This window comes from Bradyrhizobium sp. 62 (assembly GCF_023073035.1).
Taxonomy (GTDB): domain Bacteria; phylum Pseudomonadota; class Alphaproteobacteria; order Rhizobiales; family Xanthobacteraceae; genus Bradyrhizobium.
This window is the reverse complement of sequence record NZ_JADPIT010000027.1, coordinates 2,735-26,056: the sequence shown is the minus strand read 5'-3', so window position 1 is coordinate 26,056 and position 23,322 is coordinate 2,735. Positions and strand designations below refer to the sequence as shown.

General features: G+C 64.4%; 21 protein-coding genes. 9 read left to right on the top strand and 12 right to left on the bottom strand.

What is annotated here, in order from left to right:
• Positions 1-27: 27 nt before the first annotated feature.
• On the bottom strand, positions 28-432 hold the full coding sequence (gene hisE / locus IVB47_RS25885) for a phosphoribosyl-ATP diphosphatase (protein WP_027565667.1): 405 nt from the start codon (positions 430-432) through the stop codon (positions 28-30).
• A 112-nt stretch (positions 433-544) separates the two neighbouring features.
• Complete coding sequence (locus IVB47_RS25880) at positions 545-916, bottom strand: hypothetical protein (RefSeq protein ID WP_247465559.1); 372 nt, start codon at positions 914-916, stop codon at positions 545-547.
• A 224-nt stretch (positions 917-1,140) separates the two neighbouring features.
• Here IVB47_RS25880 and IVB47_RS25875 point away from each other — a divergent pair, with 224 nt between their 5' ends.
• The 6 genes from IVB47_RS25875 to IVB47_RS25850 all read left to right on the top strand — a co-directional run bounded on the left by IVB47_RS25875 (position 1,141) and on the right by IVB47_RS25850 (position 8,785).
• Complete coding sequence (locus IVB47_RS25875; RefSeq protein ID WP_247465557.1) at positions 1,141-2,187, top strand: ABC transporter substrate-binding protein; 1,047 nt, start codon at positions 1,141-1,143, stop codon at positions 2,185-2,187.
• An 89-nt stretch (positions 2,188-2,276) separates the two neighbouring features.
• The gene (locus tag IVB47_RS25870) at positions 2,277-4,073 is read left to right on the top strand and encodes a glucan ABC transporter ATP-binding protein/ permease (RefSeq protein ID WP_247427504.1); all 1,797 of its coding nucleotides are present in this window, start codon (positions 2,277-2,279) and stop codon (positions 4,071-4,073) included.
• Positions 4,074-4,288: 215 nt separating this feature from the next.
• On the top strand, positions 4,289-5,737 hold the full coding sequence (locus IVB47_RS25865) for a D-alanyl-D-alanine carboxypeptidase family protein (RefSeq protein ID WP_027565671.1): 1,449 nt from the start codon (positions 4,289-4,291) through the stop codon (positions 5,735-5,737).
• Between the two features lie 189 nt (positions 5,738-5,926).
• Complete coding sequence (locus IVB47_RS25860) at positions 5,927-7,612, top strand: long-chain fatty acid--CoA ligase (protein ID WP_027514214.1); 1,686 nt, start codon at positions 5,927-5,929, stop codon at positions 7,610-7,612.
• 15 nt (positions 7,613-7,627) lie between these two features.
• Complete coding sequence (locus IVB47_RS25855; protein WP_247465554.1) at positions 7,628-8,182, top strand: DUF924 family protein; 555 nt, start codon at positions 7,628-7,630, stop codon at positions 8,180-8,182.
• 117 nt (positions 8,183-8,299) lie between these two features.
• On the top strand, positions 8,300-8,785 hold the full coding sequence (locus IVB47_RS25850) for a peroxiredoxin (protein ID WP_027565673.1): 486 nt from the start codon (positions 8,300-8,302) through the stop codon (positions 8,783-8,785).
• A 159-nt stretch (positions 8,786-8,944) separates the two neighbouring features.
• On the opposite strand, the gene rnhA is transcribed toward IVB47_RS25850, so the two are convergent.
• Genes rnhA through ispH form a run of 3 tightly spaced genes read right to left on the bottom strand, consistent with a single transcriptional unit; the run spans position 8,945 to position 11,364 of the window.
• Complete coding sequence (rnhA, locus tag IVB47_RS25845) at positions 8,945-9,409, bottom strand: ribonuclease HI (protein ID WP_007597503.1); 465 nt, start codon at positions 9,407-9,409, stop codon at positions 8,945-8,947.
• Positions 9,406-10,389, bottom strand: coding sequence for a homoserine kinase (locus IVB47_RS25840; RefSeq protein ID WP_247465551.1), 984 nt, complete (start codon positions 10,387-10,389; stop codon positions 9,406-9,408). Before IVB47_RS25840 ends, rnhA begins: the two co-directional genes overlap by 4 nt.
• 6 nt (positions 10,390-10,395) lie before the next feature.
• Positions 10,396-11,364: a 4-hydroxy-3-methylbut-2-enyl diphosphate reductase gene (gene ispH, locus IVB47_RS25835; protein ID WP_007597506.1), complete on the bottom strand. Its 969-nt coding sequence runs from the start codon at positions 11,362-11,364 to the stop codon at positions 10,396-10,398.
• Between the two features lie 253 nt (positions 11,365-11,617).
• On the opposite strand from ispH, the gene IVB47_RS25830 reads away from it, so the two are divergent.
• Positions 11,618-12,313: a cell cycle transcriptional regulator TrcR gene (locus IVB47_RS25830; protein ID WP_027565675.1), complete on the top strand. Its 696-nt coding sequence runs from the start codon at positions 11,618-11,620 to the stop codon at positions 12,311-12,313.
• Between the two features lie 203 nt (positions 12,314-12,516).
• Here the strand turns inward: IVB47_RS25830 and IVB47_RS25825 are convergent, their stop codons facing one another.
• From IVB47_RS25825 to IVB47_RS25810, 4 genes are all read right to left on the bottom strand, one after another.
• Entirely contained in the window at positions 12,517-12,777 is a 261-nt protein-coding gene (locus IVB47_RS25825) for a hypothetical protein (RefSeq protein WP_007597509.1), read from the bottom strand.
• 169 nt (positions 12,778-12,946) lie between these two features.
• Complete coding sequence (locus tag IVB47_RS25820; RefSeq protein ID WP_027565676.1) at positions 12,947-14,869, bottom strand: propionyl-CoA synthetase; 1,923 nt, start codon at positions 14,867-14,869, stop codon at positions 12,947-12,949.
• Positions 14,870-15,013: 144 nt separating this feature from the next.
• Positions 15,014-16,399, bottom strand: a complete 1,386-nt coding sequence (locus IVB47_RS25815; RefSeq protein WP_247465549.1) for a tetratricopeptide repeat protein — start codon at positions 16,397-16,399, stop codon at positions 15,014-15,016.
• Positions 16,400-16,545: 146 nt separating this feature from the next.
• Positions 16,546-17,304: a tetratricopeptide repeat protein gene (locus IVB47_RS25810; protein WP_027565678.1), complete on the bottom strand. Its 759-nt coding sequence runs from the start codon at positions 17,302-17,304 to the stop codon at positions 16,546-16,548.
• 95 nt (positions 17,305-17,399) lie between these two features.
• Here IVB47_RS25810 and IVB47_RS25805 point away from each other — a divergent pair, with 95 nt between their 5' ends.
• Together IVB47_RS25805 and IVB47_RS25800 are read left to right on the top strand one after the other, a co-directional pair.
• The gene (locus tag IVB47_RS25805) at positions 17,400-18,977 is read left to right on the top strand and encodes a sodium:proton antiporter (RefSeq protein ID WP_247465546.1); all 1,578 of its coding nucleotides are present in this window, start codon (positions 17,400-17,402) and stop codon (positions 18,975-18,977) included.
• A 77-nt stretch (positions 18,978-19,054) separates the two neighbouring features.
• Complete coding sequence (locus tag IVB47_RS25800) at positions 19,055-19,825, top strand: hypothetical protein (RefSeq protein ID WP_247465544.1); 771 nt, start codon at positions 19,055-19,057, stop codon at positions 19,823-19,825.
• Positions 19,826-19,870: 45 nt separating this feature from the next.
• Here the strand turns inward: IVB47_RS25800 and IVB47_RS25795 are convergent, their stop codons facing one another.
• The 3 genes from IVB47_RS25795 to IVB47_RS25785 are packed head-to-tail and all read right to left on the bottom strand — an operon-like array spanning position 19,871 to position 23,216.
• Positions 19,871-20,677: a glucose 1-dehydrogenase gene (locus IVB47_RS25795; protein WP_247465541.1), complete on the bottom strand. Its 807-nt coding sequence runs from the start codon at positions 20,675-20,677 to the stop codon at positions 19,871-19,873.
• A gap of 56 nt (positions 20,678-20,733) precedes the next feature.
• Positions 20,734-21,111 carry a DUF1850 domain-containing protein gene (locus tag IVB47_RS25790; RefSeq protein WP_247357749.1) on the bottom strand — a complete coding sequence of 126 codons (378 nt, stop codon included), beginning with the start codon at positions 21,109-21,111 and terminating at the stop codon, positions 20,734-20,736.
• Positions 21,108-23,216: a TRAP transporter permease gene (locus IVB47_RS25785; RefSeq protein ID WP_247465539.1), complete on the bottom strand. Its 2,109-nt coding sequence runs from the start codon at positions 23,214-23,216 to the stop codon at positions 21,108-21,110. Before IVB47_RS25785 ends, IVB47_RS25790 begins: the two co-directional genes overlap by 4 nt.
• Between the last annotated feature and the right edge of the window lie 106 nt (positions 23,217-23,322).

The window sequence follows — 23,322 nt, the reverse complement described above, 5'->3', positions numbered from 1 at the left end:
CCGAGATGGGACCGATTCGTGCCAATACTAGTGGCGCTTGCGCGCGGTACGGCCTTCGAGCGCGACGATTGGCCGCCTGGCGGCGACACGCGGTGATGCACCTTTGGGCAGTTTCATCGCCGATTTCGGCAGCTTCTCGGCGATGCCGAGCATGTCTTCACGCCGCGTCATCTCGCGCCAGACGTCCTCAGGGCGCACGCCGGCCGAGGCCCAGAGCACGGTCAGATTGTAGAGCAGGTCGGCGCTTTCCCGGATCACGGCTTCGCTATCGCCGTTGACCGCGTCGATGACGACCTCGATAGCCTCTTCAGCCAGCTTCTTCGCCATTTTTGACGGGCCGCGCTGAAACAGCCGCGCGGTGCGCGATGTTGCCGGATCAAGGTCCCTGGCCGCGAGCACAGCCAGATATAGCCGCTCAAGCGAATCACTCATGTACGCGAAGCTACTCTAAACCCGTGGCGGGGACGTTAACGCACGGCAGCAAAAGCAAAAAAGCCGGCCGTCGCAGCGAGCGCGACGGCCGGCCAACATTTGCTAGCCAAAGCTAGTAGCAAGTCGAAAGGTTGCCTTGGCCGCCCTGCGCGGACTGGTACGGGCCGCCGCAACGGTGATACGGGCGCGGACCGATATACGAGTCGCCGCCGTAATAGACCGGACCGTCGTCGTAGTAGACCGGGCCGCCGCCGTAATAGGCAGGAGCATCATAGGCGTAGGCGTCACGGGTCGCGGCGATTGCGAGGCCGGTGCCGATAGCACCGGCGATGGCCGCGCCGGCAAAGGCCGCACCGCCGCCGCCACCATGCCAATGACGGCCGCCCGCGTACGAAGCGGTCGGGGTCATTGCGGTCAGCGCCAGCACCGCGGCGGTAGCGAGAACGGCCTTACGGCCGGCAAATCCTGAAAATCTCTCAAACATGTCCTGGACCCTCCTTGGGACCTCGAATGGTGCCTGATGACAGGCTCGTGTCTCTCAAACACCCGCATCCCATGTTGGGTTCCCCAAACCCAACACAAGCTGAACGGGGTTGCGTGATCGTGACGCAACCGCCGCTCATCCGCCGTTCATATTGACGCGGACAAGCTTGTCGCCAGCCGGCGCTCCGAGCGTCACCAAATCATAACACCGGACCGGCGCCACTGATGTTCGAATTCGCGACAATCGCTCTTCGCGGCCTGCTGGCCGCTGCAATTTCTCTTGCGGCGCTGACTGCGCGCGATGCTACCGCGGCCGAAACCGCCCCGCCCTCCATTGCAATCCACTTCACCTTCGACCGCCCGATCGATGCGAGCATGGCGCCGTTCTTTCTTGCCGCAAAGGACGGCAGCTTCGGAGCCGAGCGTCTCAACGTCTCCTTTAGCAGCGCGGCCGGATCGCCGGAGGCGCTTGCGCGCGTCGCCAAGGGCGACAGCGAGCTCGCGCTCGTCGACATCAACGAGCTGATCCGCTTCCGCGACAAGGATGCGACACCGGTCAAGGCGGTGTTCGTGCTGTTCAACCGCGCGCCCTACGCGATCGTCGCCCGCAGGAGCCGTGGCATCCACCTCCTGCCCGACCTGGACGGCAAGACCGTCGGCGTTGCCGATAGCGATCTGTCGATGCGGCTGTGGCCGGCGCTGGCGCAGCAGAACGGCATCAACACGGCTCACGTGAAATTCCACAAGATCAGCGCCGCGGTGCGCGAGCCGATCCTCTCCGCGGGACAGGTCGATGCCGTCGCCGGCTTCAGCTATCTCTCGGCAGTGAACCTGCGCGACCGCGGCGTACCAGGCGGCGATCTCGTCGCGCTTCGCTATGCCGACTATGGTTGCGAGGCCTATGGCTTTGCCGTCGTGGTCAACCCGGTTTTCGCCGCGGCCAAGCCGGACACCGTGAAGGGCTTCGTCCGCGCATTGATCGCCGGCATCAACGCGACCGTCAAGGAGCCGGCGCGTGCGGCGGACGAGGCCGCGAGCCGCATTGAGGACGGCGACCGCGATCTTGAGCTGGAGCGCCTGCGCACCGTCCTCATCGACAACATCCTGACCGACGAGGTCCGTCGCAACGGCCTCGGCGACATCGACCCGGCGCGCATGGATCGCGCGATCGACCAGATCGGGCAGGATTTCAAATTCCGCAAACGGCCGGCGGCGGGCGACATCTTCGACGGCGGGTTCTTGCCGCCCGTTGCAGGGCGGTTGATCAACTGAGCAAAACCGACAGCTTCCGCTATATCTCGCATCCGATCCCTGATTAGAGTATGGGCTCACTCCGTTCGATCCGCCCGAGCTCCCCGCCCATGCCCATTCTCCGCCTTTACACCCGCGTTCTCGAGCTGCTCGGCAAGGAGGCACGACTGGGCTGGCTGCTCGCGGTCGTCAATCTCCTGCTTGCGGGCTCGCAATTCGCCGAACCGGTGCTGTTCGGCCGGATCGTCGATGTGCTCTCGGGCAAGACGGTCGCCGGCTCCAACTCGGCCTGGCCGTTCCTGGTTGCATGGGTCGCGTTCGGGCTGTTCACCATCGCCTGCAGCGCGGTCGTAGCGTTGCAGGCCGACCGGCTCTCCCACCGCCAGCGGCAGGCGGTCCTGACGGACTATTTCGAGCACATCATGCAGCTGCCGCTGACCTTCCATTCGGGCACCCATTCGGGCCGGTTGATGAAGGTGATGCTGAACGGCACAGATGCGCTGTGGCGATTATGGGTCGGCTTCTTTCGAGAGCATTTTGCCGCGATCCTCTCGGTCGTGGTGCTGCTGCCGCTGTCGCTCTACCTGAACTGGCGGCTTGCAATCCTGCTGTTCGTGCTCTGCATCGTCTTCACCGCGCTGACCACCTTCGTGGTGCGCAGAACTTTCGGCATGCAGATGGAGGTGGAGGAGCACTACAGCGAGCTCTCCGCGCGCGCTTCCGACGCCCTTGGCAATGTCGCGCTGGTGCAGAGTTTCGTGCGCATCGATTCCGAGGTGAAGGGCCTGCGTTCCGTCGCCGACGAGTTGCTAGCGGCGCAAATGCCGGTGCTGTCGTGGTGGGCCCTCGTCACCGTCATCACGCGCGCCTCCACCACGATCACTGTGCTCGCGATCTTCACTTTCGGCATCGCGCTGCACGACCAGGGGCTGACCTCGGTCGGCGAGATCGTGATGTTCGTGAGCTTCGCGACGCTTCTGATCCAGAAACTGGAGCAGGTCGTGAGCTTCATCAACAACGTGTTCATGGAAGCCCCGCGCCTGCGCGAGTTCTTCAACGTGCTCGATGCGGTGCCTGCGGTGCACGACCGGCACGACGCGATCGATGCGGGTCGGCTCTCCGGCCTCGTCGAATTCAACGACGTCACCTTCTCCTATGATGGCAAGCGGCCGGCGGTCGAGGACCTCTCCTTCACCGCGCTTCCCGGCCAGACCATCGCGCTGGTCGGCGCAACCGGCGCCGGCAAGTCGACGGCGATTGCGCTGCTGCATCGCGCCTTCGATCCACAGTCCGGCTTCATCAGGATCGACGGCATGGACGTGCGCGGGGTGACGCTGACATCGCTGCGGCGGAACATCGGCGTGGTCTTTCAGGAGGCGCTGCTGTTCAACCGCTCGATCGCGGAGAATTTGCGCGTCGGCAAGCCGGACGCCACCGAGGCCGAGATGCGCAAGGCGGCGGAGCGCGCGCAGGCGCTCGAATTCATCGAGCGCAGCGGCGGCTTCGAGACCAATGCCGGCGAGCGCGGCCGCATGCTGTCCGGCGGCGAGCGCCAGCGGCTGTCGATCGCCCGCGCACTGCTGAAGGATCCGCCGATTCTGATCCTGGACGAGGCGACCAGCGCACTCGACGCCGTCACCGAGGCGAAGGTGAATACCGCTCTCGACGAAGTGATGAAGGGCCGCACCACCTTCGTGATCGCGCATCGTCTCTCCACCATCCGCAATGCCACGCGCATCCTGGTGTTCGAGAACGGGCGTGTGATCGAAAGCGGAACTTTCGATGAACTCGTGGCCAAAGGCGGCCATTTCGCCGACCTCGCCAGGGCTCAGTTCATGGTTCAGGAGAACGCACGGGCCAGCGTGACAGCGGCTGAGGCTGCCGCGACGGCCGCCAAGTCATCTTAGCAAGTCGCCTTGGCAAGTCGCCTTGGCAAGTCCCCATCATATCGTCGAAATTCGGCCCATTTCATTGCGGAATACCCCGCTGATGCCCCTATTCCCGACGCACCAGCCGGTATAGGTTTGCGGCGCCGCAAGCGGCGGCGCTGGATTTCAGAACCGAACATCAGATCACGAGAGCCGACCGGAACCGGCGGGTCTCCAAGGACCGGAATCGGATAGTGCACGCTCTTCGCCCGCTGCTTCGTCAATCCCTGTTCAACCTGTTCGCCGCGACACTCGCCTGCGGCGCATTGCTCGCGCCGCGCGCGGCGGGCGCCGAAGCGCTGCTTCTGATCGAGGCCGATAGCGGCAAGGTGTTGCAGGCGGAAAACGCGACCATTCCCTGGTATCCGGCTTCCGTCACCAAGATCATGACCGCCTATGTGACGCTGAAGGCGGTCAAGGACGGCAAGCTCACGCTCGACACCATCCTCACGGTGTCGCCGACCGCAGCCTCGCAGTCGCCCTCGAAGATGGGGTTCCGCCCAGGAACGCAGCTTACCGTCGACAACGCACTCAAGATGATGATGGTGAAATCGGCGAACGACATGGCCGTCGTGCTCGCCGAAGGCGTCGGCGGTTCGATCGACGGCTTCTCGGCGCTGATGAACGACACTGCGCAGAAGCTCGGCATGACGCAGACGAGCTACGTCAATCCGAACGGCCTGCCCGCCGACGGACAGATCACCTCCGCACGGGATCTCGGCATTCTCGCGCGCTCGTTCCTGCGCGACCTGCCCGAGTACGAGTATTTCGTGCATATTCCGGCAATCCGCTTCGGCAAGCGCGTCACTGGCAATTTCAACAAGCTGATCGGCCGCTATCCCGGCGCCGACGGTTTCAAGACCGGCTTCATCTGCGCCTCCGGTTACAACCTCGTCGCATCGGCCACCCGCAACGGCCGCCGGCTGATCGCCGTCGTGCTGGGCGCCAACTCCGGGACCGCGCGCGCGGTAAAGGCGGCGCAGCTGCTGGAGCGCGGCTTCTCGCAAGACAATCTCACCTGGCTCCGGCCCTCGCTCGGCACCGTGGACAAGCTGGTGCCGGTCGACGCCTCGCCGCCGAACCTGCGTGACGACATGTGCGGCGGCCATCGCAAGCGGCCGGCCAGTGACGATGACGACGCACTGATCGCGACCAATGGCGGCACGTCCGGGTCCGCCTCGGCCACGGGCGGCGAAGCTCAGGTCACCTTCTTCACGGCCGGGCTTCAGCCGCCGCTGATGAAGGCCTCCGAGCTGATGGCCTCGGCCCCGGCGGCGGCCGAGCCCGTGCTGGTGTATACCGGCCCGACCCGCACCGGGACCGCCCTGATCGCGGCGGTCGCGGCCGATGCCGACCAGCAGGCCACGCCAAAGCCGCGTGGCAAGAAGTCGCGCGTCGCCAAAAAGCCCGACGCGGCAGACAAGCCGAAGGATGCCAAGACGGCGGCGGCAAAGCCCGACAGCAAGCCGGTGGCGGCCGCCAAGCCGGCCGACGGCAAATCCGCAACCAAGCCGGCCGGTACCAAGCATGCCGCAGCCAAGCCCGATGCGGCGGCAAAGCCTGCGGCCAGCGGCGAGCAGGCGGCCAAGCCCGCCAAACCCAAGGCCGCGACCAAGCCCGCCAAGCCGGCCAACAACAGTTAACGGCCGACGCGAGCCGAGACCGCGCCGCACTTCGCAGTTGCGGCAGCGCCATTGCGAGGATTCCGGTAGCCACTCCCTGACGTTTGTCCTAAGGCTCGACCGCTTGCCACCCGTTCCGGCAGGCTCGATACTGACGGCAATGAGGCAAGCTCGAGACACAACGGGCTCTGGTCAATGAGGGGAGTTTCCATGGAGCGCATCTGGCTTAAGCAATATCCGCCCGGCGTCCCCGCCGATATCGAGCCGACGCAATATTCATCGCTGGTCGACCTTCTGGAGGAGAGCTTCGCCAAGTTCGCCGACCGCAAGGCGTTCATCTGCATGGACAAGTCGATCAGCTATCGCGATCTCGACCAGATGTCGCTGGCGATGGCGTCCTACCTGCAAGGACGAGGCCTGCAACGCGGCGCCCGCGTCGCGATCATGATGCCGAACGTGCTGCAATATCCGGTCGCGACCGCGGCCGTGCTGCGCGCCGGTTTCGCCGTGGTCAATGTCAATCCGCTCTACACGCCACGCGAGCTCGAGCACCAGCTCAAGGATTCCGGCGCCGAAGCCATCATCGTGCTGGAGAATTTCGCCCACACCGTCGAGCAGGTGATCGCGAAGACACAAGTCAAGCACGTCATCGTCGGCAGCATGGGCGACCTGCTCGGCTTCAAGGGCGTGATCGTCAATCTGGTCGTCCGCCGCGTCAAGAAGATGGTGCCGGCCTGGTCGCTGCCGGGCGCGGTGTCCTTCAACGACGCGATCTCCGCCGGTCGCTCTCTGGCCTTCAACAAGCCGAAGCTGTCGCCCGGCGACGTCGCCTTCCTGCAATATACCGGCGGCACCACCGGCGTGTCCAAGGGTGCCACCCTGCTTCATCGCAACATCGTCGCCAACGTCCTGCAGAACGACGCCTGGCTGCAGCCAGCGATGGCCGCGCCGCCACATGTCGATCAACTGATGGTCGTCTGCGCGCTGCCGCTCTATCACATCTTCGCGCTGACGGCCTGCTACCTGCTCGCGGTGCGCGCCGGCGGCTGCAATCTCCTGATCCCCAATCCGCGCGACATCCCGGGCTTCATCAAGGAATTGGCGAAGTACCAGGTCAACAACTTCCCGGCCGTGAACACGCTCTACAACGGCCTGATGCACCATCCCGACTTCAAGAAGCTCGACTTCTCCAAGCTGAAGATCTCGAACGGTGGCGGCATGGCGGTGCAGCGTCCGGTCGCCGAGCAGTGGAAGGCGATCACGGGCTGCTCCATCGCCGAAGGCTACGGCCTGTCGGAGACATCTCCGACGCTGACCTGCAACACCACGACCGATCCCGAGTTCAACGGCACCATCGGCATCCCCGTGCCCTCGACCTGGATCTCGATCCGCGACGACGACGGCAACGAGATGCCGCTCGGCCAGCCCGGCGAGATCTGCGCCAAAGGCCCGCAGGTGATGTCGGGCTACTGGAACAGGCCGGAGGAGACCGCCAAGGTGATGACTGCGGACGGCTATTTCCGCACCGGCGACATCGGCATCATGGACGAGAGGGGCTACACCAAGATCGTCGACCGCAAGAAGGACATGATCCTGGTCTCCGGCTTCAACGTCTATCCGAACGAGATCGAGGAAGTGATCGCGAGCAACCCCGGGGTGCTCGAATGCGCCGTCATCGGCATTCCCGATTCCAAGTCGGGAGAGGCGGTGAAGGCGTTCGTGGTCAAGAAGGACCCGAACCTCACGGCGGAGGCCCTGGTCAAGTTCTGCCAGGAGCAGCTGACCGGCTACAAGGTGCCCAAGCACATTGAATTCCGTACCGACCTGCCGAAGACTAACGTCGGCAAGATCCTGCGCCGGCAGCTGCGCGACGAGAAGAAGGCGGAAGCGGCGTAAGCGCCTCTTTCGTTCATGACCGACGACAGCAACATCAGTCCGGCCGGCATCCTCGCCTTCTGGCGCGAGGCCGGCCGCGATGCCTGGTACGAGCGCAATGACGCATTCGACGTTGAGGTCAGGCGCCGCTTTCTCGCGCTGTGGCAGAAGGCGGTCGCCGGCGAGCTCTTGTCATGGGAGGCGACCGACGAGGGCGCACTCGCGCTCGTCATCGTGCTCGACCAGTTTCCGCGCAACATGTTTCGCGGCACGTCGCAGGCCTTTGCCAGCGACGCTTTGGCGCGCGACGTCGCCCGCCGCGCCATTGCGCGGGGTGCAGATCAAAGGATCGACCCGATTCTGCTCGAATTCCTCTATTTGCCCTTCATGCATTCCGAGCACCTGCCCGATCAATTGCACTGCGTCGCGCTGTTTCAAAACACCGACAATGCCGAAAACCTGAAATACGCGTGGGAGCACGCGGATATCATCCGGCGGTTTGGCCGCTTCCCTCACCGCAACCGTCTGCTCGGCCGCGACACCACGCCGGACGAGCAGGCCTTCCTCGACGGCGGCGGGTTCGCCGGCTGATGACATAAAGGTGAAGGTCCCGCCCTCACCGCCTACGGGTCACTATCCGTGCCGGCAATATTGTGCAGGCCCGCCGCACGGTCTAAAAAGCGGGACCGATTTTCAGGGAGACTGACGATGGCGATCCAGACTGGCGACAAGCTGCCCGAGGCGAAATTCCGCGTGATGACGGCGGAAGGCCCGCAGGTGAAGACCACCGACGATATCTTCAAAGGCAAGAAAGTGGCGCTGTTCGCGGTGCCCGGCGCCTATACCGGCACCTGCCACAAGATGCATCTGCCGAGCATCTTCCTCAACGCCTACGCCCTGAAGGACAAGGGCGTCGACACCATCGCCATCGTCTCCGTCAACGACGCTTTCGTCATGAACGCGTGGAAGCGCGACACCGACCAGCGCGACGAGGCCATCTTCCTCGCCGACGGCAATGCCGACTTCGCCAAGGCGATTGGCATGGAGCTCGACGCCTCCGGCAACGGTCTCGGCATCCGCTCCAAGCGCTATTCGATGCTGGTCGAGGACGGCGTGGTCAAGAAGCTGAACCTCGAGGCGATGCCGGGCAAGGTCGAAGTGTCCGGCGGCGATACTTTGCTCGGGCAGCTGTAAGCGGCCATCGCTTTCAGCCACAAACGACACTGTCATGCCCCGCGAAAGCGGGGCATCCAGTATTCCAGAAACAGTTGTTGTTAAATCGAGAGGCCGCGGCGTACTGGATCGCCTGCCTTCGCGGGCGATGACAGTTGAGACTGGAGCGCCGACCGCGCGCTACTCCGCCACCCGCGCCTGCAACCGCGCCTTCACGATCCCGTCGCGCGCGAGCTGATCGGCGCGTTCGTTCTCGGGATGCCCTGCGTGGCCCTTGACCCAGTGCCAGCGCACGTCATGAGCCTTCAGCGCGGCATCGAGGCGCTGCCATAGCTCGACATTCTTCACCGGCTTCTTGTCGGCGGTGCGCCAGCCGTTACGCTTCCAGCCGTGGATCCAGCCAGTGATGCCCTGACGGACATATTGGCTGTCTGTATAGAGATCGACGGTGCAAGGCTTCTTCAGCGCTTCCAACGCGGAGATCGCCGCCATCAATTCCATCTGGTTGTTGGTGGTGTGGCGCTCACCACCGTTCAGTTCTTTTTCCTTGTCGCCGAACTTCAGGATCGCGCCCCAGCCGCCGGGCCCCGGATTTCCCGAGCAGGCGCCGTCGGTGTAGATCGTGACAATCGGAAGCTCGCTCACGCCATCAGCCCCGACGGCATCAGCCCGTAGTCGCGCACGCTGGAAACGCTCTGGTGGAAGCGCAGCTTGCGGACATATTCCAACGGATCCTTCGGCCGAACCAGCGCGCCGGGCGGAACGTTGAGCCAGTCGACCAGCCGCGTCAGCAGGAAGCGCATCGCAGCTCCGCGCGCGAGCAGCGGCAGCGCCGCCTCTTCCGCCTCGGACAGCTTTCGCACGCGGCCATAGGCATTGAGGAAGGCCCGCGCCTTGGTGACGTTGAAGGAATGATCCGGCTCGAAGCACCAGGCGTTGAGGCAGATCGCGACGTCATAGGCAAGCCAGTCATTGCAGGCGAATGTGAAGTCGATGATCCCCGAGAGCTTGTCGCCGAGGAAGAAAACGTTGTCGTTGAAGAGGTCGGCGTGGATCACGCCTTCGGGCAGCTGCGTCGGCCAGACGCCACTCTCGAGGTAGTCGAGCTCGTGGCCCAGGAACGCGCGCAGGCCGGGCTGCACCTCGTCGGCCCGCTGTGACGCGGCATCGAACAGCGGCCGCCAGCCCGGGACCGACAGCGCGTTCGCACGCCTGATCGCGAAATTCGCGCCGGCCAGATGCATCCTGGCGAGCCCCTCGCCGACGCCGGCGCAATGGGCCGCGCTCGGCTTGCGCGGCCAGACGCCTTCGAGAAAGGTGATGATGGCGGCGGGCCGGCCGGACAGCTCGCGCAACGCCTCGCCGTCCGTTCCCTTCACCGGCAGCGGGCAGTTGACGCCGTGCTCGGCCAAATGCGTCATCAGCGCGAGGAAGAACGGCAGATCGTTTTTCGCCACGCGCTTCTCATAGAGGGTGAGGATGAACGACCCCTTGGTCGTATGCAGCAGGAAGTTGGAATTTTCGACGCCCTCGGCGATGCCCTTGTAGGAGAGCAACTCGCCGAGATCGTATTGGTTGAGGAAGTCCGCAAGCTCGTCGGCGGCAACGTCGGTGTAGACCGCCATGAAGGTCTACTCGGCGGCGGCTTCGGGGCGCACCTGGCGCGGCAGCGGGAAGAACTCGTTCTCTTCCGCGGCCGAGACCGTCTCCACATGCAGCGTGAAGCGCTCGGCGAACGCGTCCATGATCTCCTCGACGATCACTTCCGGTGCCGAGGCGCCCGCGGTGATGCCGAGGCTGGTGATGTTCTCGAACCGCTTCCAGTCGATTTCGGTGGCGCGCTGAGCCAGCACGGCGATCGGGCAACCCTCGCGCTCGGCGACCTCACGCAGGCGCTGCGAGTTCGACGAGTTCGGCGCACCGACCACGATCAGGGCATCGACCACCGGCGCCACCTTCTTGACCGCGAGCTGGCGGTTGGTGGTGGCGTAGCAGATATCTTCCTTGTGCGGCCCGTTGATGTTCGGGAAGCGCTCCTTCAGCAGCGCCACGATCTCCGCGGTGTCGTCGATCGACAGCGTGGTCTGGGTCACGAAGGCGAGGTTGTTCGGGTCCTTCGGGGCAATGGTCTTGGCGTCCTCGGCGGTCTCGATCAGGGTCACGGCGCCGGTCGGGAGCTGGCCGAGCGTGCCCACCACCTCCGGATGATGGGAATGGCCGATCAGGAAGATCTCGCGGCCGCGCTTGAAATGGATCGCGGCCTCGCGGTGCACCTTGGTGACCAGCGGACAGGTCGCATCCAGCGAGAACAAATTTCGGGACGTGGCGTCGGCTGGAACCGATTTCGGCACGCCATGGGCCGAGAACACCACCGGCGCGGTGGTGTTTTCCGGGATCTCGGCGAGTTCCTCGACGAAGATCGCGCCCTTCTTCTTCAACCCATCGACGACGTATTTATTGTGCACAATCTCATGGCGAACATAGACGGGGGCACCGTATTTATCGAGCGCCCGTTCCACGGTGTCGATCGCCCGGACCACCCCGGCGCAGAAGCCACGGGGAGAACAAAGCACGATCTTGAGGTCTGGTTTGGCTGACATTGAGCGATCTCGGGACCGAATCACCTCGCCAGAGGGGCGGGAAGCGGTCGATGAATGAATAGGGCTTGGGTGCGGTCTTACAGCGACTTCAGAGGGAATTGGGCCCCCTTTCGGGCGCTGTCAAGGCACTATCTATAGCAGAACCATTGCGTGGCTACCCCCTCCGGGCTTATATAGCGCGAATTCCCAGTCATCGCTGATGACCACCGGTTTCGCCTCCAAAGGGGTGGGCGAAGCACAAAGGAGATTTGCCATGAGCAACGCACCTCTGATGCCCAAGGCGACCGCCGTCTGGCTGCTCGACAACACCGCGCTGACCTTCGATCAGGTCGCCGATTTTACCAAAATGCACCCCCTCGAGGTGCGCGCGATCGCCGACGGCGACGCCGCCCAGGGCATCAAGGGCATGGATCCCCTCTCCAACGGCCAGCTGACCCGCGAGGAGATCGAGAAGGGCGAGAACAACCCGGACTACCGGCTCCGCCTCCAGGAGAGCAAGGTGGTGCTGCCGCCGCAGCCCAAGCGCAAGGGCCCGCGCTACACCCCGGTCTCGCGCCGCCACGAACGCCCGAGCGCCATCCTCTGGCTGCTGCGCAACCATGCCGAGCTCAAGGACGCCCAGATCATGCGCCTGGTCGGCACGACCAAGAGCACGATCGCCAGCGTCCGTGATCGCACCCACTGGAACACCTCCCAGCTGACGCCGATTGATCCCGTCACCCTCGGCCTCTGCTCGCAGATCGAACTCGATTTCGAGGTCGCGCGCGCGGCCAAGGAAAAGCCGATCGACGCGGCCTATGGCGGCGCCACCCTGCTGCCGGCCTCCGAAACCACCAAGAAGGACGAGTACGAACCCGCGGAGAGGTCCAGCGACGATCTCAACGTCGATGCCGTGTTCGCCAAGCTGAAGACGCTCGGCGGCAAGAAGCAGGACCAGGAGGAGGAGTAATCCTTCGCCTTCAGTCGTCATCGAATGCAAGCGCGGCGGGGAAACCCGCCGCTTTTTTTTGTGTGACGCAAGAAGCTTCAGCAACCGCGTCATTGCGAGCGCAGCGAAAAGCAATCCAGATTGTCTCGACGGAGAGATGCAATCCAGAATCCGTGCCGCGGAAATAGCTGGATTGCTTCGCTGCGCTCGCAATGAAGCAGCCTTTACGGCCGGTCCGGATGGTTCAGCATGTATTCGCCGAGGTCGCGCTGGCGTCGGTCGGCGCGGGTGGTCGCGGCGCTGCGCTGGACGTCGCGGTCCTTGCGGCAGGCCACGTATTCGGGCGAGCCGGCCGCATAGCCGCGGCTCTGGCAGACCGCATCGTCATCGTCGCCGCCCATGGCCACCGGCGTCTGGTAGCGCGCGGAGCAGGCGGAGAGAATGAGGCCCGCAAATGCAATCGCTAGAAACGGCTTCGAATTCATGGCAGGCCCTTCATCCTCAGGGTGAGGAGCCCGCGCAGCGGGCGTCTCGAACCATGCAGGCCAAGCTGCAGCAGCGGGGCCTTTCATCCTTCGAGACGCGCGCGAGGCGCGCTCCTCAGGATGAGGATTGAGCGGAAAAATGCGGCCTATTCAAGCCCCATTACAAACCTCACACCCGCCCCTTCAGCGCATCGCCGATCTCGTCCAGCACCTTGGGGTCCTCGATCGTCGCCGGCATGGTCCAGGCTTCACCATCTGCGATCTTCTTGATGGTGCCGCGCAAGATCTTTCCGGATCGCGTCTTGGGCAGGCGGCCGACGGTGATGGCGAGCTTGAACGCGGCAACGGGACCGAGCTTGTCGCGCACCAGCGCGACGATCTCCTTCTCGATCTCGGCCGGGGCCCGTTTCACACCCGCCTTGAGCACCAGGAAGCCGCAGGGCACCTCGCCCTTGATCGCGTCCTTGACGCCGAGCACGGCGCATTCGGCAACATCGGGATGCGAAGCCAGGATCTCCTCCATGCCGCCGGTGGAGAGCCGATGGCCGGCGACGTTGATGATGTCGTCGGTGCGTCCCATGACGAAGACATAGCCGTCTTCGTCCTTGTAGCCGGCATCCGACGTTTTGTAGTAGCCGGGGAATTCGGTGAGATAGGCTTCCTTGAAACGTTCGTCCTGATTCCAAAGCGTCGGCAGGCAGCCCGGCGGCATCGGCAGCTTGATGACGATCGAGCCCATGGTGTTCGGGCCGACCGGCTTTGCCGCTTCGTCGACCACATCGACCTGATAGCCCGGCATCGGCACCGTCGGCGAGCCGTGCTTCACCGGCAGCTGGCCTAAGCCGACCGGATTGCCGGCGATGCACCAGCCGGTTTCGGTCTGCCACCAATGGTCGATCACAGGCACTTTCAACTGCTGCTCCGCCCATTCCACCGTTGGCGGATCGGCGCGCTCGCCAGCCAGGAACAGCGTACGGAAGGTCGAGAGGTCGTATTGCCGGATGAATTTTCCTTCCGGATCTTCTTTCCGGATCGCGCGGAATGCGGTCGGCGCAGTGAAGAAGGCGACAGCTTTGTGCTCGCTGATCACACGCCAGAATGCGCCGGCATCGGGCGTGCCGACCGGCTTGCCCTCATACATGATCGAGGTCGCGCCGTGCAGCAGCGGGCCGTAGACGATGTAGCTGTGGCCGACCACCCAGCCGATGTCGGAGCCGCACCACCAGACCTCGCCCGGCTTGACGCCATAAAGGTTGAACATGGACCATTTCACCGCGACGAGGTGGCCGCCATTGTCGCGCACGACGCCCTTGGGAATGCCGGTCGTGCCTGACGTATAGAGGATATAGAGCGGATCGGTGGCGGCGACGGGCACGCAAGGCGCCTTCTTGCCGTCGTTCATCGCCTTGCGGCGCAGGCCCGCCCAATCATAGTCGCGGCCGGGCGTCAGGGCGCAGACGAGCTGCGAACGTTGCAGCACGATGCAGGCCTTCGGCTTTGCGCCCGCAAGCCTGATCGCCTCGTCGAGCAGCGGCTTGTACTGCACGATCCGGCCGGGCTCGATGCCGCAGCTCGCCGACAGGATCAATTTTGGCTGCGCATCGTCGATGCGGGTGGCGAGCTCTTTCGCGGCAAAGCCGCCGAACACCACGGAGTGCACCGCGCCAATGCGCGCGCAGGCGAGCATCGCGACGACGGCCTCCGGGACCATCGGCATATAGAGGATGACGCGATCGCCCTTGACGACACCAAAATCCTGCATGATGGCGGCGAGCGCCTGCACTTCGGCCAGCAGTTCCGCGTAGGTGAATTTGGTGACGTTATTTGCCAGCGGCGAATCATGGATCAGCGCGATCTGGTCGGCGCGGCCGCGTTCGACATGGCGGTCGAGCGCGTTGTAGCAGGTATTGACGACACCACCGCTGAACCAGCGACCGTAGACGCCCTGCGAGGGATCGAAGATCTTTTTCGGCGGCTCGATCCAGTCGATTTCCTTGGCCGCCTCGGCCCAAAAGCCCTCAGGGTCGGCCAGCGAGCGCGCATAAACCTCGTGATAGAGGCTCTTTCCGTCGACGTTCCCTCGGACGTTCATTCCCGCGCTCCCGTTCCCTTTATTCGCCTAGGCTTGACCTTGTGGCAGGACAAACGTCCCGCCATGACAGGGATCAAGTACCAGCCATGTTTGAGGGGTATTTTCCCGGGAACGGGCCGCGGTTCAAGCTGAAAAGAACAGTGCTCAGCTGTCCATCGCATTGAGCCGCTGCAGCCGCTCCTGCATGACCTTCCTGAGATCATAGCCGGGGCGGCCGAAGCTGGTATTGCGGGTGGCGAGGAAGTCGCGTTGGGTGCGACGGAGGTCGCCGGCCGAGCGGGACCCGGCCGATTTCAGCACGCGCTCGTAGGTCTCGGCGATCTGGCGATCGAGCACGCCCAACTGCGGATCGGCACAAATCACCTTCTCGACCTCGCGCTTCGCAGTGGCACAATCGAACGACGGGCCATTGCCGGAATTCGCAGCGAGCGGCCGCAGCGGCTCGCCGCCGAATTTCGCGATCTCCGCGATCATGGCGCGGCGTCCGGCGGCGGCGTTGTCATTGCCGGGATCGAGCCGCAGCGCGGTCTCGTAGTCGGCCAGCGCCTTCCTGCGTTCGCCCATCTTCTTGTAGAGCACGGCGCGGTTATTGTAGGTCTGCGCGAAATTCGGATCGAGTTTCAGCGCGGCCTCGTAATCGCTCAGCGCCGCGCCAAGCTCGCCCTTGAGGTGGTAGGAATCGCCGCGGTTTGTGAAGAAATTCGGCCGCGGTGCCAGCCGCAGCGCCTGATCGTAATCGGCAATCGCCTTGTCGTACTCGCCCATCGCGGCCAGCGACAGCCCGCGATTGTCGTAATATTCGGGTACCTTCGGATCGAGCCTGATCGCCTCGCCGTCGTCAGCAACCGCCTTGTCGAGCTGGCCGAGCTTCTTGTAGGCGGCGCCACGATTGGTGTAGCTGCGCGGCCGGTTCGGATCGAGCCGCAACGCCTCGCTGAGATCGCGGACCGCCTTCTCGTTGTCGCCGCCGAGATAATAGGCCACGCCGCGGTCGGACCAGGCCTGTGCATTGTCCGGCTTTAGCTTGATCGCCTGATCGTAATCGGCAAGCGCGCGGTCGAGCCGGCGCTGGTTGGTGTAGACGACGGCGCGCAGCTCGTAAGACTCGGAATCCTGCGGATCGAGCTCGATGGCCTTGCTGAGATCCGCCGCGGCGCGGTTGAGATCGCCGCCGGCCTCGCGCAGGAGATCGCCGCGCAGGCGCCAGGCTTTTGCGTTCTTGCCATCGAGTGCGATGGCGCGGTCGATATCTCGCAGCGCCTGCGTGAAGCCGCCCGAGGTCCGCGCATTGGCGTCGGCGCGCACCAGCAACGCCGCGGCGCGATCGGAGGATGGAATTGAGGTCTGGTCAATGGTGGCGCTGCAGGCCGGGATCAGCTCAGCCGGAGCGGCCTTGCTCCCCATCACGCAATCGACGCCGGCCGAAGCAGGGGCGACGAGGACGACGCTCATTGCCGCGCTGAGCAGGAGCGAGAGAAACGAGATTTTTGCAAACGAGAGCATTTGCGCGGAAGGATGCGTGCCGCACATGGCATAGGGCTCCGGGACATCAGGCTTTCACCATTGTCGCGGCGGGGACGCGATGGGTTCAAAATTGAGCCAGTCAGGGGCGCACCAGCGCCCTTCTCACGAGAAGTCGTCATCCCCGGGCTTGAGGTTGCGGAGGCCCTAAAGCTTCAATACCCGTCCACCCCGTTGAGCCGCTGCAGCCGCTTCTGCATTGCCTTCTTCAAATCGTACCCCGGCCGGCCGAACCCGGCGTTGCGGCGGGCGATGAAATCGTCCTGCTCGCGCTGAAGCGCCTTCGCTTCGCCTGCATTGCGGGCTTCGCGCAACACGCGTGCGTTAGCGGCAAAGACCTCACGGTCGAGATCAGCGAGCTCGCGGTTGGCGCAGATCGCCTTCTCGACGGGACGGCGCGCACCCTTGCAAATGAAGCTGGGCTTGCCCGCGACCGCCATCTGCGCGCCGATCCGCTCGATCTCGCGCGCCATCGCCTTGTGGTTGACCTTGGCCTTCTCGTGGTTCGGATCGATCTTCAATGCCGCGCCGAAATCCTGCACCGCCTTGGGCTTGTCACCCTTCCTCAGCCAGAGCTCGCCCCGCGCGTTGAAGATATCGGCGAGACCGGAATCGAGCTCCAGGGCGCGGCTGTCGTCAGCGATTGCGCGGTCGACCTGATCATGCCGGGCAAACAGCGCGCCGCGCGCGATCAGCGCCTTGATCAGGTCGGCCTTCGCCGTCTTCTCATTGTCGATCACGGCGGCGCAGGCCGTGACGGCCTTGTCAATATCGTCGGCTGCGGCGGCCGCGAGGCACGGCGCGATGTCGACCTGCGGGACCGCGGCCGGTTCGCCGCCGGTCGCGGCATGAGCCACGACGAACGAGAGCGCGAAGAGCACCGCGGCGCCGGACCATTGAATGAGAAAACGCATGCTCGTCACAGTCGGAAAGTCTTGAGTTAAGGTCCGGGTTGAGGTCTTGCCTTGGGGCTGCACTATCCATCATACGGCCGGATTGGTGCTAGCTTGTGGCGCCGCTCAAATCGGTTTCGGGGATCAACGTGTCGACATTCGAATGGATCATCGTTCTTCTGCTCGGCGCCGTTGGATTATCGGCGCTGGCGCGGCGGATCAAGGTCCCCTACCCGACCTTTCTTGCGATCGGGGGTGCACTGATCGCCTTTGTGCCGTCGAGCCCGTCCTGGACGCTGGAGCCCGACCTGGCACTGGCTCTTTTTGTCGCACCGGTCCTGCTCGATGCCGCCTTCGACACCTCGCTGCGCGATCTCCGCAACAATTGGGTTCCAGTCGCCACCCTGGTCGTCGCCGCCGTCGGCCTGACCACGACCGGCGTGGCCTACGTCGCGCACCGGCTGATGCCTGATATGCCCTGGGCCGCCGCGGTTGCGCTCGGCGCCATCGTGGCCCCGCCGGATGCGGCCGCCGCGGTTGCGATCCTGAGTCAGGTCAAGCTGCCTCATCGCATGGTGAAGGTCCTGGAAGGCGAGAGCCTGCTCAACGACGCGACCGCGCTCCTGATCTATCGCATCGCCGTCGGCACGGTTGCCACCGAGCATCTGGCATGGAGCCAGGTCGCGCCGACCATGGCGCTGGCGCTGGTCGGCAGCATCGTCGCGGGCCTGGTCGCAGGCCGCATCATCCCGCTGTTCATGGAACGCGTGAAGGAAGCGCCGAGCGCGATCATCGTGCAGTTCGCCACCACCTTCATGGTCTGGATTGCCGCCGAGCATCTCGGTCTCTCCGGCATCCTCACCATCGTGGTCTACGGCATCACCATCGCGCGCACGGCGGGGGCACGCATGCCGGCGCGGCTGCGGGTGCCTTCCTATGCGGTGTGGGAGACTATGGTGTTCGTGCTCAACGTGCTCGCCTTCATGCTGATCGGCATGCAGATGCGGCCGATCTGGACGCGGCTCGATGCAGACGTGCGCTGGGAATATTGCGTGGCCGCGGCCTGGATCCTGCTCACCGTGGTCCTGGTGCGCCTGGCCTGGATCACATTCTACCGCACGACGCTGCGCGCGCTGATCGCGCACGGGATCTATCACCCCAAGGATCCGAAGCAGGTCGCCTCGCCCAAGGGCGGCCTCATCATCTCCTGGTGCGGTATGCGCGGCCTCGTCACGCTCGCCACCGCCTTTGCCTTGCCGGAAAACTTTCCGCATCGTGACTTCATCGTCTTCTCGGCGTTTGCCGTCGTGCTCGGCACGCTGGTCGTTCAGGGCCTGACGCTGCGGCCGCTGATCCTGGCGTTCGGCCTCAAAGATGACGATCCCGTCGGCATCGAGGTCGCGCGCGCCCGGGCCGTCGCCTATCGCGCGGCGCTCGACGCGATCGAGGACGATCCATCCGAGGAGGCTGAAATCCTGCGGCTCGAATATCGCGCCATCCTGATGCAGGCGGACGACGATCCCCATGGCGGCATCACCAACGGCGAACTGCCCGCCGATCCGCTGCGCCGCCGAGGTATCGCGGCCGCGCGCAAATCGATCTTCGACCTTCGCGCCAGGGAAGTGATCGGCGACGATGCGTTCCATCGGATCGAGGAAGAGCTCGATCGCGCGGAATTGAGTGCAGGGGGTTAAATCCCCATCCCCGACAAGAGCCCTGCACAGGTGGCTAGGGGCTTGAACCAAACGCCGCCTCTCCAGACTCATCCCTCATGACGACCCTGATCGACGACCGTCGTGTGCGCGCGCGAGATGCGTCGCCCGCACGATATTTCTATCTCCACATGTCCCTGGCCTGCGCTGTCACCGCTTTTCTCGGCTTCGCACCGACCTATTTTGTGCCGCTGGCGCAACGGACGTTGTCCGCAAGCCCCGTCATTCATTTCCACGGTCTCTTGTTCTTCACCTGGTCTCTCTATTTCGTGATCCAGACCTGGCTCGCCGCCTCAGGCCGCGTGGTCAATCACCGTGCGCTCGGCATCGCCGGCGTTTCGCTCGCGACCGCGATGACGATCTTCGGCTTCCTCGCCTCCGTACATGTGATGCAGCATTCCGCCGCGCTCGGACAGAAAGAGGCCGGCATCGCCTTCTCGATCGTGCCGATGAGCGGGATCGCGTTCTTCGCAGTGGTGTTCGTGCTCGCGATCATGAACACGCGAAAGCCCGAGATTCACAAACGCCTGATGCTGCTCGCCGCGGTCTCCATCCTCGATGCCGCGATCGCGCGCTGGTTTCTCACCTTTCTCGCGCCTCCGGGACCGCCCGGGCCGCCGCCGGTGCCGGTTACCATCGCGCCCGCGATGGTCGCCTCGCTGCTGCTCGTCGTCGCCATGGTACGCGACTGGCGCACCGAAGGCCGGGTGCATCCGGTCTACATCACCGGCACGCTCGCGATGCTGGCGGTGAAGGTCCTGAACTGGCCGGTCAGCGAGACCGCGGCGTGGCATTCGTTTGCCGGCGGGATCCTGGCGCTGGCGCAATAAGGTTCAGCCGTCGTCCTGGCGAAGGCCAGGGCGACGAGCAAGGGGCTACGCCCCCGCCTTGCACGTGATCCCGCCGTCCACCACGAGCTCGATCCCCGTCACATATTTCGCTTCGTCCGAGGCCAGGAACAGCGCGGCATTCGCGACGTCCCAGGCCTCGCCCATGTGACCCATCGGCACTTGCGCATCGCGGGCGCGCCACATCGCCTCGACGTCGCCCTTGGCGTAGCTGTTGGCGAGGCCCGCGGAATGCTCCACCATCGGCGTCTTCATCAGGCCGGGTAGGATCGCGTTCACCCGCACATGGTTCTTGGCGAACTCGACCGCGGTGGAGCGCGTCAACTGGTTCATCGCCGCCTTGCTGGCGTTGTAGCTGACATAGGAAATCCCGACATGCCGGATCGAGGCGATCGAGGAGATGTTGATGATGGAGCCGCCACCCTGCTTCACCATCACGGGGATGACGTGCTTCATGGCGAAATAGGCGCTCTTTAGGTTGACGCTGAAGACGCGGTCCCAGCTCTCCTCGGTCACTTCGACCACGCTGCCCATCTCGGCGATGCCGACATTGTTGTCGAGGACGTCGATGCGGCCGTAGGCCTTCAGGCACGCCGCGACCATCGCCTCGACCTCGCGCGCACGCGAGACGTCGCCCGTAAACGCGCTCGCCTTGCCGCCTTCGTCCGTGATGATCTTCGCGGTCTCCTCGGCAGCTGCGCCGTTGCGATCGACGCAAAACACCTGCGCGCCCTCGCGCGCAAAGGTGACCGCGGTGGCCTTGCCGTTGCCCCAACCCGGCCCGATCGAGCCGGCGCCCACGACCATCGCAACCTTGCCCTTGAGCCGATCCATCGCGTTTCTCCCCTATTCTTGTTCTTGTAGCCCGGATTACGCTTCGCTCCATCCGGCTACGGATCTTTGCAGACGCTCATCTTTGTGACGTTAGCACCAATGGGATGACCGACAATCTCGGACAACGTCCGGCACTTGCCGTCATGGCATAGCCGCCATTCGCCAGCCGCGCCGGAATTGCCCAGCACGACCTCCGGCATCGGCGCGCGCGCAGGCTTCCATTGAAACCAGCCGTCGACGAGGCGCGCCTCGGGCGGCGGCTCCATGCCGGGGCCGGTGCCCTTCACGCGTGCCTGCGTCAGTTCGAGCCCGGCGGGGGTGACGCGCCAGTCTTCCTGCCAGTCGACCTTCGCGATCGAATGCGTCCACACCAGCGTGAACGCGGACAGCGCCAGCGCCTTCACGCCTGAGGCTGTGACGAAGCAGAGGCTCACACCGCCTCGACCGGCGCCGGCGGACGCCGACGCCACTGCCACAGCACGATGGCCGCTGCGAGCAGGAAGCCCGCGGTGTCGCTGAACGGGAAGTCCCCGAGCAGGCAGAGCGCAGCACCGAGCGCGACCAGACGTTCGAGGAACGTCAGGCGCGTGAACAAAAAGCCGATCGCGACCATGCCGAACAGCGCGATCGCCACCATCGCCTTGAGAGTCGCCAATGCCACCGCGCCGTAGAAGCCGAGCTTGGCCGCCATGGGATCGCCGCCCTGCAGCATCAGCGCCGGCGAATAGACGAATATGAAGGGGATTACGTAGCCGGCGAGCGCGATGCGCATCGCCTCCCAACCGATCTTGTCCGGATTCTCCTTCGCGATCGGTGCTGCGGCTAACGCCGCCAGCGCCACCGGCGGCGAGAGGTCTGCCATGATGCCGTAATAGAACGCGAACATGTGGCTCGCGATCAGGGGCACGCCAAGCTTGGCCAGCGCGGGCGCCGCGAGCGCTGCCGTGATGATGTAGGTCGGAATGGTCGGGATGCCGGTGCCGAGCAGGATCGACAGCAGCATGGTCATGATCAGCGCCAGGAACAGGCTCTTCTCGCCGAGGCCGATCACCCAGCCGCCGAAGATGGTGCCGACGCCGGTCTGCGACATCATGCCGATGATGACGCCGACAATGGCGCAAGCCATGCCGACGGTGATGGCGGATTTCGCGCTTTCAGCCAGCGCATCGCGGCAGGCGCGCAGGGCGGAAAATCCACCGCGCACGAACGCAGTGACCACGATCAGCGCGACGACGACGCAGGCGACCGGCACGATCTGAAGGCCGCCGCGCGAGAGCGCGGCGACGACGAGCGCGAGCCCGATCCAGAAGATATAGCGGATCGCCATCGAAGGCGCGCCCGTCGTGATGGCGGTGCCAAGGATCAGCGCCACCGTCAGCGCAAGGCCCATGCTGCCGGCATAGAGCGGCGTAAAGCCTTCGAACAGCATGTAGACCAGCGCCGCGAGCGGCAACACGAGGTACCAGCGCGTCACCAGCGCCTTCCAGGCGCTTGGAATCTCCGAGCGCTTCATGCCGGTGAGCCCGTGCTTGCCGGCTTCCAGATGCACCATCCAGAAGGCGGAGGCGAAATAGAGCATCGCGGGAATCGCCGCGGCTTTCACGATCTCCGAATATTGGACGCCGAGCGTCTCCGCCATGATGAAGGCAACCGCGCCCATCACCGGCGGCATGATCTGTCCGCCCATCGAGGCCGTCGCCTCGACGCCAGCCGCGAACGCGCGGCGATAGCCGAACCTGATCATCAGCGGAATCGTGAACTGGCCGACGGTGACGACGTTGGCGACGCCGGAGCCGGAGATCGTGCCCATCATGCCCGAGGCGAACACCGCGACCTTGGCCGGGCCGCCGCGGGTCCGGCCGAATAATCCAAGGGAAACGTCGGTGAAGAGCTGGATCATGCCGGCGCGCTCCAGGAACGAGCCAAACAGGATGAACAGGAAGATGTAGGTCGCCGAGACGTAGATCGGCACGCCGTAGAAGCCCTCGGTGCCGAACGACAGATGCGTGACGATCTGGTCGAAATCATAGCCGCGATGGTTGAGCGGCGACGGCAGATACTGGCCGAAGAACCAGTAGACGAGACAGGCGCCGCACATCAGCGGGAGCGCCGCGCCCATCAGCCGCCGCGTGCCTTCGAAGATCAGGACGGCGAGCAGCGTGCCGACCACGAGATCGAGGCGCGTCGGATCGCCGTCACGTGCGATAAGATCCGCATAGAAGATCCATTGATAGAGCCCGCACAGAAAGCCCGCGCCGCCGATCAGCCAGCCGATCGCGCGGCCGAAATCGCTTTTGGCAGTGAAATTGCCGATCAGGCCGAAGGTGAGGAGGATGAGGAAGCCGACATGGACGCCGCGCACCACCTGGCTCGGCAGATAGTTGAAGGCCGCGACATAAAGCTGGAAGGTCGCGAAGGCGATGCCGATCCAGTACGCGAGCGTGCCCCACCAGCCCGGGCCAAAACCTTCCGGAAAACCGTGCTCGAAATTGTCGAACTCGACCTTGATGGGCGCTTCGCTGCCCTCTGCCTGCAACATCGATATGACCCCAACCGTCCAGCGCTTATAACATTGCACGACGCCTCCAGACCGTCATGGCCGGGCTTGTCCCGGGCATCCACGCTATTCGGTCAGGCGTCAAAAT

Coding starts and splice junctions, on each gene's coding strand:
- hisE (WP_027565667.1), bottom strand. CDS start 432: ATGAGTGATTCGCTTGAGCGGCTATATCTGGCTGTGCTCGCGGCCAGG.
- IVB47_RS25880 (WP_247465559.1), bottom strand. CDS start 916: ATGTTTGAGAGATTTTCAGGATTTGCCGGCCGTAAGGCCGTTCTCGCT.
- IVB47_RS25875 (WP_247465557.1), top strand. CDS start 1,141: ATGTTCGAATTCGCGACAATCGCTCTTCGCGGCCTGCTGGCCGCTGCA.
- IVB47_RS25870 (WP_247427504.1), top strand. CDS start 2,277: ATGCCCATTCTCCGCCTTTACACCCGCGTTCTCGAGCTGCTCGGCAAG.
- IVB47_RS25860 (WP_027514214.1), top strand. CDS start 5,927: ATGGAGCGCATCTGGCTTAAGCAATATCCGCCCGGCGTCCCCGCCGAT.
- IVB47_RS25855 (WP_247465554.1), top strand. CDS start 7,628: ATGACCGACGACAGCAACATCAGTCCGGCCGGCATCCTCGCCTTCTGG.
- IVB47_RS25850 (WP_027565673.1), top strand. CDS start 8,300: ATGGCGATCCAGACTGGCGACAAGCTGCCCGAGGCGAAATTCCGCGTG.
- IVB47_RS25840 (WP_247465551.1), bottom strand. CDS start 10,389: ATGGCGGTCTACACCGACGTTGCCGCCGACGAGCTTGCGGACTTCCTC.
- ispH (WP_007597506.1), bottom strand. CDS start 11,364: ATGTCAGCCAAACCAGACCTCAAGATCGTGCTTTGTTCTCCCCGTGGC.
- IVB47_RS25830 (WP_027565675.1), top strand. CDS start 11,618: ATGAGCAACGCACCTCTGATGCCCAAGGCGACCGCCGTCTGGCTGCTC.
- IVB47_RS25825 (WP_007597509.1), bottom strand. CDS start 12,777: ATGAATTCGAAGCCGTTTCTAGCGATTGCATTTGCGGGCCTCATTCTC.
- IVB47_RS25820 (WP_027565676.1), bottom strand. CDS start 14,869: ATGAACGTCCGAGGGAACGTCGACGGAAAGAGCCTCTATCACGAGGTT.
- IVB47_RS25815 (WP_247465549.1), bottom strand. CDS start 16,399: ATGTGCGGCACGCATCCTTCCGCGCAAATGCTCTCGTTTGCAAAAATC.
- IVB47_RS25810 (WP_027565678.1), bottom strand. CDS start 17,304: ATGCGTTTTCTCATTCAATGGTCCGGCGCCGCGGTGCTCTTCGCGCTC.
- IVB47_RS25800 (WP_247465544.1), top strand. CDS start 19,055: ATGACGACCCTGATCGACGACCGTCGTGTGCGCGCGCGAGATGCGTCG.
- IVB47_RS25795 (WP_247465541.1), bottom strand. CDS start 20,677: ATGGATCGGCTCAAGGGCAAGGTTGCGATGGTCGTGGGCGCCGGCTCG.
- IVB47_RS25785 (WP_247465539.1), bottom strand. CDS start 23,216: ATGTTGCAGGCAGAGGGCAGCGAAGCGCCCATCAAGGTCGAGTTCGAC.